General features: G+C 73.8%; 9 protein-coding genes. 5 read left to right on the forward strand and 4 right to left on the reverse strand.

The genetic code is table 11. The features are described 5' to 3' along the window. Nucleotides 1-64 precede the first annotated feature (64 nt). The 5 genes from ABD994_RS27550 to ABD994_RS27570 all read left to right on the forward strand — a co-directional run bounded on the left by ABD994_RS27550 (nt 65) and on the right by ABD994_RS27570 (nt 5295). Entirely contained in the window at nt 65-1261 is a 1197-nt protein-coding gene (locus ABD994_RS27550; protein WP_345423477.1) for a Rieske 2Fe-2S domain-containing protein, read from the forward strand. Then, nucleotides 1258-2190, forward strand: a complete 933-nt coding sequence (locus tag ABD994_RS27555) for a DODA-type extradiol aromatic ring-opening family dioxygenase (protein WP_345423480.1) — start codon at nt 1258-1260, stop codon at nt 2188-2190. Before ABD994_RS27550 ends, ABD994_RS27555 begins: the two co-directional genes overlap by 4 nt. After that, entirely contained in the window at nt 2187-3473 is a 1287-nt protein-coding gene (locus ABD994_RS27560; RefSeq protein ID WP_345423483.1) for a M20 family metallopeptidase, read from the forward strand. The genes ABD994_RS27555 and ABD994_RS27560 overlap by 4 nt, the downstream gene beginning before the upstream one ends. Before the next feature lie 6 nt (nt 3474-3479). Further along, nucleotides 3480-4334, forward strand: a complete 855-nt coding sequence (locus ABD994_RS27565; protein ID WP_345423486.1) for an alpha/beta fold hydrolase — start codon at nt 3480-3482, stop codon at nt 4332-4334. A 109-nt stretch (nt 4335-4443) separates the two neighbouring features. Then, on the forward strand, nt 4444-5295 hold the full coding sequence (locus tag ABD994_RS27570) for an alpha/beta fold hydrolase (RefSeq protein WP_345423489.1): 852 nt from the start codon (nt 4444-4446) through the stop codon (nt 5293-5295). Here ABD994_RS27570 and ABD994_RS27575 read toward each other — a convergent pair. The 4 genes from ABD994_RS27575 to ABD994_RS27590 all read right to left on the reverse strand — a co-directional run bounded on the left by ABD994_RS27575 (nt 5264) and on the right by ABD994_RS27590 (nt 9229). Continuing rightward, nucleotides 5264-6595, reverse strand: coding sequence for an MFS transporter (locus ABD994_RS27575; RefSeq protein WP_345423492.1), 1332 nt, complete (start codon nt 6593-6595; stop codon nt 5264-5266). The genes ABD994_RS27570 and ABD994_RS27575 overlap by 32 nt on opposite strands. A gap of 69 nt (nt 6596-6664) precedes the next feature. After that, the gene (locus ABD994_RS27580; RefSeq protein ID WP_345423495.1) at nt 6665-7639 is read right to left on the reverse strand and encodes an alpha/beta fold hydrolase; all 975 of its coding nucleotides are present in this window, start codon (nt 7637-7639) and stop codon (nt 6665-6667) included. A gap of 37 nt (nt 7640-7676) precedes the next feature. Then, the gene (locus tag ABD994_RS27585; RefSeq protein ID WP_345423498.1) at nt 7677-8927 is read right to left on the reverse strand and encodes a glycoside hydrolase family 88 protein; all 1251 of its coding nucleotides are present in this window, start codon (nt 8925-8927) and stop codon (nt 7677-7679) included. A 62-nt stretch (nt 8928-8989) separates the two neighbouring features. Next, entirely contained in the window at nt 8990-9229 is a 240-nt protein-coding gene (locus ABD994_RS27590; protein ID WP_345423501.1) for a hypothetical protein, read from the reverse strand. Nucleotides 9230-9468: the final 239 nt, after the last annotated feature.

Here is a 9468-nt window from a genome sequence, read left to right on the forward strand (position 1 = left end):
ACGCGGGTCCGGTGAGCGGACCGGCGCGGTGGGGCGGCGCCGTCCCCGGTGCTGCACTGGCGGGGTGGTCACCTCACCTACGCCACCGCGGTCGCGGCCCCGCCGGGCCGGGCGCCTGCCCGGCCGGCAGGACTGGTCGACCTGGCCGCACTACCAGGCGGCCGCCGCCGGGTTCCGCGGCTACTGGTACCCCGTCTGCTACTCCTCGCAGCTGACGGGGAAGCCGAAGCAGGTCACGCTGCTCGGCGAGAAGATCGTGCTCATCCGGGACGCCGGCACCGCGTACGCGCTGGTCGACCGGTGCCCGCACCGGGGCGTGCCGCTCTCGGAGGGCGACCAGCAGTTCCCCGGCACGATCTCCTGCCCGTACCACGGGTGGACGTTCGACCTGGCGTCCGGCGACCTCGTCGCGGCCATCACCGACGGCCCCGACAGCCCGATCTGCGGCAAGGTCACCCAGCCGACCTACGACGTCGCCGAGCGGCTCGGGATGGTGTGGGTGTTCGTCGGCGACGGGGAGGAGCCGCACCCGATCGACGAGCAGCTGCCCGAGGAGCTCGTCGCCAACGAGGCCGTGCTGGGCTCGCGGATGCAGCCGCGCGAGGGCAACTGGCGCTTCGCCTGCGAGAACGGCTACGACGAGGGCCACGCGAAGTACCTGCACCGCACGTCGCTGTGGCGGCTGTTCAAGTCGATGCCGGTGTGGAACGAGACGCGGATCGTGCGGCGCGGGCGCTGGATCTACCGCGTCCAGGAGAAGCAGCACTGGACCGCGGACTTCCCCGGCCTCGGCCGCTGGGACTCGCAGGCGTGGTGGAAGCTCAAGCCGCCGACGACGACGGCCAACATCGGCAACACCGGCAGCCACCGCGAGGTCGACCCGGTGATCGCCGCCCAGGAGTTCCCCGGCTTCGCGTCGGTGTCGATGCCCGGCGTGCTGCGCATCGCGTACCCGTCCTTCATCCACTACGAGTTCTACGTGCCGGTGGACGCCGCGAACCACCTCTACGTGGGCGTCATGGCCGACTTCCGGAAGGGCACGGCGGCGCTGCCCTTCTACCTGAAGTACCTGGGCTTCGTGCGGTGGCTCTTCCACGGGCAGTTCTCCGCGCAGGACAAGTGGATGGTCGAGCTGACCGACGCCCCGCCCGAGCGGCTCTACCGCCCCGACGACTCCCTGCTGCGGTGGCGCAAGCTCGCCGAGGAGGTCACGAACGAGCGGCACGCCCGGCTGCGCGCCGACGGGCTCGAACCCCGATGAGCCGGATCGTCGTGGGCGTCGGGGCCTCGCACTCGACGCTGATGAACACCCACTGGGACCGCGTCGAGCACACCGACGGCGCCGAGCGGTTCCGCGACGGCCTGGCCGAGGCCCGCGACGCCGTCGCCGCGGCCCGTCCCGACGTCGCGGTGATCGTCGGGTCCAACCACTTCCGCGGGTTCTGGCTCGACATGATCCCGGCGTTCACGCTCGGGGTCGGCGAGGTGCTGGGCGCGGGGGAGGCGGGCACGCCGAAGGGCCCGCAGCGCACCCGGCCCGACGTCGCGCAGGCGCTCGCGGAGGGGCTGGTCGACCGCGGCACCGAGGTCGCGCTCTCGGCGCGGCTGCAGATCGACCACGGGCAGACCCACGCGATCCAGTACGTGCTGCGCGACCTGGACGTGCCGGTGGTCCCGCTGGTGGTGAACGTGTTCGCCGCGCCGCTGCCGCGCCTCGACCGCTGCGTGGCGCTGGGCCGCAACCTCGCCGACACGGTGGCCGCGCTGCCCGGCGACCTGCGCGTCGCGGTGATCGCGTCGGGTGGGCTGTCGCACCGGCTGCCCTGGCCGTCGGACTGGCGCGACCCGCACGGCGAGGACGAGGAGTTCCTCGTCGAGGCTTGGCTCAACGGCCGCGGCGACTGGGAGTCCTACGACGGCCGCCGGCGGCAGATCATCACCGCGGCGCGGCCCGTGATCGCCGACGGGTTCGACGAGGCGTTCCTCGCCGACCTCGAGCGCGGTGACCTCGCGCGCTACGCGACCTGGACCTCGGCCGACGTCGAGGAGGCCGCCGGCAACGGGGGCCAGGAGCTGCGGACGTGGCTCGTGATGGCCGCGGCGCTCGGGTTCGCGCCCGGGCGGAGGCTCGCGTACGCGGCGATGCCGGAGTGGCTGACGGGGATGGGCGTGGCCCTGATCGAGCCGTGAGCGACGTCCTGGAACGCGTCCTCGCCGAGGTCACCGAGGACCGGCTGCGGGAGGCGGTGCACGCGGTCACCGCGATCCCCAGCCCGACCGGCCGCGAGGCCCCGCTCGCCCGGCTGCTGGCCGGGCGGATGCGTGCCGCCGGGCTCGCCGCGACGACCGTGGACATCGACGAGCAGCAGGCGAGCGCGGCCGGGCGCCTGCGCGGTGCGGGCACCGGCGACGGTCATGGTCGGGACGTCATGCTCTACGCCCCCATCGACACGCTGACCACGGGCGAGGAGGCGATCGACCTCCCGTGGATCGGCCCGGAGCTGCGCCCGGACATGCGTCCCGAGCCCCGCGACGAGGGCCCGTACGTCTCGGGCCTCGGCGCGAGCAACCCCAAGGGCCACGCCGCCTGCCTGCTCGTGCTGGCCGAGGCGTTCGGCGCGGTGCGGCCCGCGCTGGCCGGGGACCTCGTCGTCGCCCTCGGCGCCGGCGGGATGCCGACCAACGCCGTCGAGGCGCCCGGCTATCCGGCCCGCGCGAACACCGGGCAGGGCGTCGGCGCGTCGTTCCTGCTGGAGCGCGGCTGGTACACCGACCACGCGGTCATCGCCAAGCCCGGCGACTTCGTGGCCCACGACGAGGTCGGGCTCGCGTGGTTCGAGGTGACGGTGCCGGGCGTCCACACCTACGCCGGCAGCCGCCACCGGCTGCCCTACCGCAACCCGATCGTCGTCGCCGGCGAGCTCGCGGGCCGCCTCGAGGCGTGGCTGGCCGAGTACCCCGCCCGCCACCGCACCGCCACCGCCGCGCCCCAGGGCGTCATCGGCGCCGTCGCCGGCGGCTGGGAGCGGATGCTCGCGGTGACGCCCGCGCTCGCCCGCCTGCGCCTGGACCTCCGGGTCGCGCCCGGGACCACGTCGCTGGCGGTCAAGCGGGAGCTGCGCGCGTTCCTCGACACGGTGGACCCGGCCATCGGCCTGGAGATGGTGCTCGCGATCCCCGCGACGGCGACCGACCCCGACGCCCCGGTGGTGCGCGCGACGATCGCCGCCTGGGAGGCCACCCACGGGCGTCCGCACGCGCCGGTGCCCGACATGAGCGGCGCCACCGACGCCAACATCCTGCGCGCCCGCGGCATCCCCACCGCCCGGGTCGGGATGCCCAAGGTCGCCGACCCCGCGCTCGACCCCGACCCCGCGGCCGACTTCTCCCGCGGCATGAACACCGTCGACGTCCGCGCCATGCGCCGGCTCTGCGAGGTCCTCGCGCGCACGGTGCTGGACCTGACGAGCTGAGGAGCGATGACCGAACCCCCCGAGAGCCTGTACGCCGACGGCGGCGGCGTCCGCTACCACTACCACGACCTCGGCGCGGGCCCCGACACGATCTTCCTGCACGGCGGCGGGCCGGGCTGCAGCGCGTGGACCGACTTCGGCCCGGTCGCCCCGCTGTTCGCCGAGCACCGGCGCTGCCTGCTCGTGGACATCCACCAGTACGGCGGGTCGGAGAAGTCGCGGATCACCGGCCCGATGTGGGACCACCACGCCGCGAAGACCGTCGCGCTGATGGACACCCTCGGCGTCGACCGCGCCGACTTCGTCTGCAACTCCTGGGGCGGCACGATCGCGCTCGACCTCGCCGCGACCTACCCGGAGCGGGTCCGGTCGCTGATCGTGACGGGGTCGATGCCGGTCTTCCACGGCCCCCTCGCGCCGCTGCCCGAGGGCGGGCGCCGCGGCCGCAACGCCCGCGACGCCTACTACGGCGGCGAGGGCCCGACGCGGGAGAAGATGCGCGCGCTGATCACGCGCCTCGAGTGGTACGACCCGGACGCGCTGCCCGAGGAGACCCTCGACCTGCGTTACGAGCAGAGCCTCGACCCCGGCGAGCGCGAGCTCGCGGGGATGTCGGACTCGCCCCGCGGCGACTGGCAGGACCTCTCCGCCGAGCTCGGACGGATCGCGGCGCCGGTGCTGTTCCTCTGGGGGATGCACGACGCGTTCCTCACCCCGGACTACCCGCTGATGCTCGCGCGGATGGTGCCGCGCGGGAGCCTGCACGTCATGGACCGCGCCTCCCACCACCTGCAGGAGGAACGGCCGGCGGCCTTCCACGCGGTCGCGCGCGGCTATCTGGAGTCGGTGGAGGACAAGTGAGACGTCTGCTGCTCGCCCTCGCTGCCGCGGGACCGGCCGTGGTCCTGGTCCGCCGACTGGCGCGCCGCAGCAACACCCAGGTCCACCGCATCAACAAGGGGTCGCCGTCGTGAGCATCTGGACCGAGCTGAGCCCCCTGCCGTTCCGGCTGGAGTACGTCGACGCCGGCGGCGTGCGCACCCGCACGCTGCGCGCGGGCGACCCGGACGCCGCGGCCGTCGTGTTCCTGCACGGCACCAGCGGTCACCTCGAGGCGTTCACGCGCAACGTCGCCGCGCACGCCGAGTACGACCTGCACGCGATCGACATGCTCGGCCACGGCTGGACCGGCAAGCCCGACCGCCCGTACGAGATCGCCGACTACGTCGACCACCTCGTCGCCTACCTCGACGCCGTCGGGATCGACCGGGCCCACATCGTGGGGGAGTCGCTGGGCGGGTGGGTCGGCGCGCGGCTGGCGACGACGCAGCCCGCGCGGGTGCGCACCCTGCAGCTGCTGTGCGCGGGCGGGACCGTCGCCAACCCCGAGGTGATGGACCGCATCCGCACCAGCACCAAGCAGGCCGTCGAGAGCGACGACGTCGAGCTCACCCGCAAGCGTCTGCAGCTGCTCATGGCCGACCCGGCGAACGCGACCGAGGAGCTCGTCGAGGTCCGCCACGCGATCTACCACGCCCCGGAGTTCGTGCAGAACGTCGACAACCTGCTCTCACTGCAGGACATGGACCGCCGCACCCGCAACCTGCTCACACCCGAGGAGCTGGGCCGCATCGACGTGCCGACGCTCGTGGTGTGGGGCCGGGAGAACCCGTTCGGCGAGGTCCCGGAGGCCACGCGGATGCACGAGGCGATCCCGGGATCGCGGCTCGAGCTGCTCGAGCACTGCGGCCACTGGCCCCAGCACGAGCAGCCCGAGCGCTACAACGCGATCAGCCGGGAGTTCCTGCGGCAGCAGGGGTGACCACGGCGTCGTCGGTGCCGCGGTCGGGGCGCAGCACCGTCCCGGCCGCGATCGAGATCAGCGCCCCGACGGCCATGTAGACCGCGATCCCGATCCAGCCGCCGGTGCCGTCCTGGATGGCGGTGGCGATCGCCGGCGCGAAGGCGTTGCCGAGGATCGTGCCGAGGGTGAAGCCCAGCGAGAGCCCGCTGAAGCGCAGCACCGCGGGGAACGCCTCGGAGAAGAACACCGGGTACATGGCGTAGTTCGCCGCGTAGGGCAGGAAGATCGCCAGGAAGCCCAGGAACATCAGCACCCAGGAGCGGGTGTTGAGCAGCGCGAACCACACGAACGGCGCCACGACCAGCCCGGCCGCGCCCCAGAGGAACACCTTGCGGACGCCGACGCGGTCGGCGAGGTGGCCGAACCACGGCACCAGCACCATGAGGAACACCGCGGCCGGCAGCAGGGCCGCGAGCACCGCGGTGCTCGAGAGCCCGAGCGCGGTCTTGCCGTACGACACCGAGTAGACCGTGGTGATCGTGAACATCGTGCCGGCGGCGATGGTCGCGAAGGCCACGAGCAGCACGTTGCGCCAGCCGCGCCGCAGCACGTCGACCACCGGCAGTCGCCGCACGAGTCCCGAGCGCCGCGCCTCGAGGAACGCCGGGCTCTCCTCGAGCGTCATCCGCACCCAGAACCCGACGACGACGAGCACCACCGACAGCAGGAACGGCACCCGCCAGCCCCAGCTCAGCAGGCTCTCCTGGGGCAGCGTCAGCACCACGAGGAACACGACGTTCGACAGGATCATCCCGGCCTGCGTGCCGGTGTTGACCAGCGCGCCGCGGAACCCGCGGCGGTGCGGCTCGGCGTGCTCGACGGTCATGAGCACCGCGCCGCTGTACTCACCACCGACCGAGAGGCCCTGCAGGATCCGCAGCGACACCAGCAGCACCGGTGCCCACACGCCGATCGTCGCGTACGTGGGCAGCAGGCCGATGAGGACCGTCGACCCGCCCATGAGCACGAGCGTCGTGACGAGCACGGCCTTGCGGCCGATGCGGTCGCCGAGGTGGCCGAACACGATCCCGCCGAGCGGCCGCGCGATGTAGCCGACGCCGAACGTCGACAGCGCGATGAGCGTGCCCGACAGCGTGTCGAAGGTCGGGAAGAAGAGTTTCGCGAACACCAGCGACGACGCGAGCCCGTAGATCGCGAAGTCGTAGTACTCGATCGTCGTGCCCATCCAGCTGGCGAGCACGGCCTTGCGCGGGCTGTGCCGGATGTCCGGGCCGGTGGGCTCGGGCGTGGTGGTCATGGCTGCTCCCGGTGACTGGTTCCGGACAGCCTGCGACCGGTCGCGGGGGACGCCCAGCGCTCGGTCCGGTCAGCGGGACACGCGCGCCGGGTCTCCGAGGTCGCTGTGGGCGAGGATCCGGTCCGCCAGGTCGGTGGAGTCGATGGCGACCGGCGGGTGCTCGTCGAGGAAGCGCAGCAGCCGGTCGGCGAAGGCCCGCGGCTGGTCGGCGTGGGGGAAGTGGCCCGCCCCGTCGAAGAGCGCGAGCTCGCTGCCGGGCACGAGCGCGTGCGCCCGGTGGGCGTGCTCCACCGGGATGAGGGTGTCCGCGGTGCCCCAGGCGATGAGCAGCGGCAGGTCCGCGGCGAGGTCGAGGCGGTCGGTCGCGCGGACGCGCTGGCCGCCGGCGTCGATGACGCTGCGGGCGGTGTGGACGAAGGCGCGGCGGTGCACGGGGTCGGCGAGCGACGCGAGCGCGCGGCCCGCCTCGGTGGTCGACGGCGACGACAGCCCGGGCACGTGCGCGACGAGCCGGCGTCCCCAGTCGACGAAGGGCCCGGCGGTGAGCACCGGGATGACCCACTCCGCGCCGGGCAGCGTCGCCGCCCGCAGCGCCGGGCTGACCTCGCGCCCCAGCCCGCCCGAGTCGATGAGCACCAGCCGGCTCGTGTGCTGCGGGAACTGGAACGCGAACTGCTGGGCGATGCCGCCCCCGAGCGAGTGCCCGACGACCGTGGCCCGCGTGTGGCCGAGGGAGACCAGCAGGTCGCGCAGGCCGGTGGCGTAGCCGCCGAGGGAGTAGTCGGCCCACGGCGCCGACGACGACCCGTGGCCCAGCAGGTCGGGCGCGACGCAGCGGCGCGGGTCGCGGCGGCGGGCCATCTCGGCGAGCAGCGGGCTCCAGGTGTGCGCGGACCCGGCGATGCCGTGGACGAGGAGGATCAGCTCACCCTCATCGGGCTCGTCGCCCTCGGGCGGTCCCGAGTCCCAGAAGGCGACCTGGTCGCCGTGCACCACCGCGTGACGGCGTGCGGTGCGGCGGCGGGTTGTGCGGTGATCGTGCATCGGGACCGGGGTGCCCGATTCGGCCGTCGGGCGTGCGTCAGCGGGCTATGAGCTGCGTCGCGGGGCCCACCTGGCGCTCCCAGCGGTTGAGCGCCTCGACGTAGTAGTAGTCGCCGAACTGGATGCCGGTGTCCGCCTGGCCCTCGGGCACGTTCTGGGTGCCGTGCAGCAGGATCGAGGGCATCGTCGTCCCGCGCGCGAGGTAGGGCGGCGACGACAGTGCCGTCAGCAGCGTCCGGGCGCCGTCGACGTCGGCCTGCTTCGCCGCCGGGTCGGCGTCCAGCTCGCTCATCGCGAGCAATGCGCTCGCGACCACCGCCGACGCCGAGGTGTCCCGCGGCTGGGGCGGGGCCTGCGGGACGCTGAAGTCCCAGTAGGGGACGTGGTCCGGCGGCAGGTGGGTCGTGAACCAGTCGGCGGTGCGGTGGGCGGTCGCGAGGTAGCTCGGGTTGCGCGTGTAGCGGTAGGCCGTCGCGAAGCCGTAGACGGCCCACGCCTGGCCGCGCGCCCACGTCGAGTCGTCGAAGGCGCCCTGCTCGGTGTAGCGGCGCTGCAGGGCCCCCGTGCGCTGGTCGTAGTCGGCGAACATGAACGTGGTGGCGTCCGGGCGCACGAGGTCGGCCATCGTCCGGTCGGCGTGCCGGTTCGCGATCTCGGTGTACTGCGGGCGGCCGTTCTGGCCGGCCCAGTAGAGGAGCTCCGTGTTCATCATCGCGTCGATGTTGACCCGGTACTGGGTCTCGTCGTCGCGGTCGTCCCAGACGCGGACCATGCCGACGCTCGGGTTGAACCGAGCCGCCACCGTGTCGGCGGCGGCCAGCGCGGTCTGCTTCGCCGCCTCGTCCCCGGTGAGCTGGTGCTCGACGGCGAACGTCATGAACATCTTGAAGCCGAGGTCGGTGTCGTCGTGCGACGTCTCGGCGGTCAGCGGCTGCGTCCAGCGCACCGCGCGGTCACGCCACGCCGGGTCCCGGGTGCGCTCGTAGACCCGCCAGAGCGTCGCGGGCAGGAAGCCGGCGGTCCAGTCGTCGGCGCCCTTCGTCAGCCACGTCCCCTCCGGCGTCGTGCGCGTCGGGTAGTTCGGCGGCGTGAGCGTGTCGGCCGTCGCGGCGAGGCGCTCGTCGGCGAAGGCGACCGGGCTGTCCGCTCCGGGAGCCGCGGCACGCGCCTGCGCGGTGGACTGTACCGACGGCGGGGCCGCTGCGCCGCAGGCGGCGACCAGTGCCGTGATCGTGGCGGCGAGGACCAGGAGCCCCCGCCGCACCGTCCTGCCGTGCCTGCGTGCCATCGCGACTCCCCCGGGTCGAGGCGCCGGACGCTAACAGCCCGGCGCGCTCTCCCGGTGGAGGTTCAGCCGGCGAGGGGCGAGCGGCGCTGGTCGTGGTCCGGGCGGCGCGGGGCCGGGATGCTCGCGACGATCGCCTGGCGGCGCTGCGCCCGGCGCACGGCCTCGGCGCGGGCCGCGTCCTCGCGGACGCCCGCCATCGTCTGCTCGTCGATCGTGCCCCGGCGGGCCACGCTCACCAGCGGCGCGGCGACCCACGCGCCCACACCGACACCCAGCGCACCGACAGCGGTCAGAACACCCATGACATCCCCCGACATCCCCCGAACGCTCCCCCGATGGAACGCTGTTGCCCTCGTCGTCGCGGGGGAGCGGCCGGTCGTTAACGGCCGTGCGGCACACCACCCGTTCGGTTGAGCGCCGAACGACCGGGCCCCGGAGGCGCCCCGTCGACAGGAGCCCTCGTCCGTCGTGGGCCGACGAGGCCGCCGAAGATCACCAGGACGTGAGGCACCTCCCGAGCCGCCCTGAGGTGCCTCATGTC

This window comes from Actinomycetospora chlora (genome assembly GCF_039542135.1).
Lineage (GTDB): Bacteria > Actinomycetota > Actinomycetes > Mycobacteriales > Pseudonocardiaceae > Actinomycetospora > Actinomycetospora chlora.

What these genes read in the sequence shown, in the direction of transcription:
- ABD994_RS27585 (WP_345423498.1), bottom strand. Translation starts at nt 8,927, where the DNA reads ATGGCACGCAGGCACGGCAGGACGGTGCGGCGGGGGCTCCTGGTCCTC.
- ABD994_RS27575 (WP_345423492.1), bottom strand. Translation starts at nt 6,595, where the DNA reads ATGACCACCACGCCCGAGCCCACCGGCCCGGACATCCGGCACAGCCCG.
- ABD994_RS27590 (WP_345423501.1), bottom strand. Translation starts at nt 9,229, where the DNA reads ATGGGTGTTCTGACCGCTGTCGGTGCGCTGGGTGTCGGTGTGGGCGCG.
- ABD994_RS27565 (WP_345423486.1), top strand. Translation starts at nt 3,480, where the DNA reads ATGACCGAACCCCCCGAGAGCCTGTACGCCGACGGCGGCGGCGTCCGC.
- ABD994_RS27555 (WP_345423480.1), top strand. Translation starts at nt 1,258, where the DNA reads ATGAGCCGGATCGTCGTGGGCGTCGGGGCCTCGCACTCGACGCTGATG.
- ABD994_RS27580 (WP_345423495.1), bottom strand. Translation starts at nt 7,639, where the DNA reads ATGCACGATCACCGCACAACCCGCCGCCGCACCGCACGCCGTCACGCG.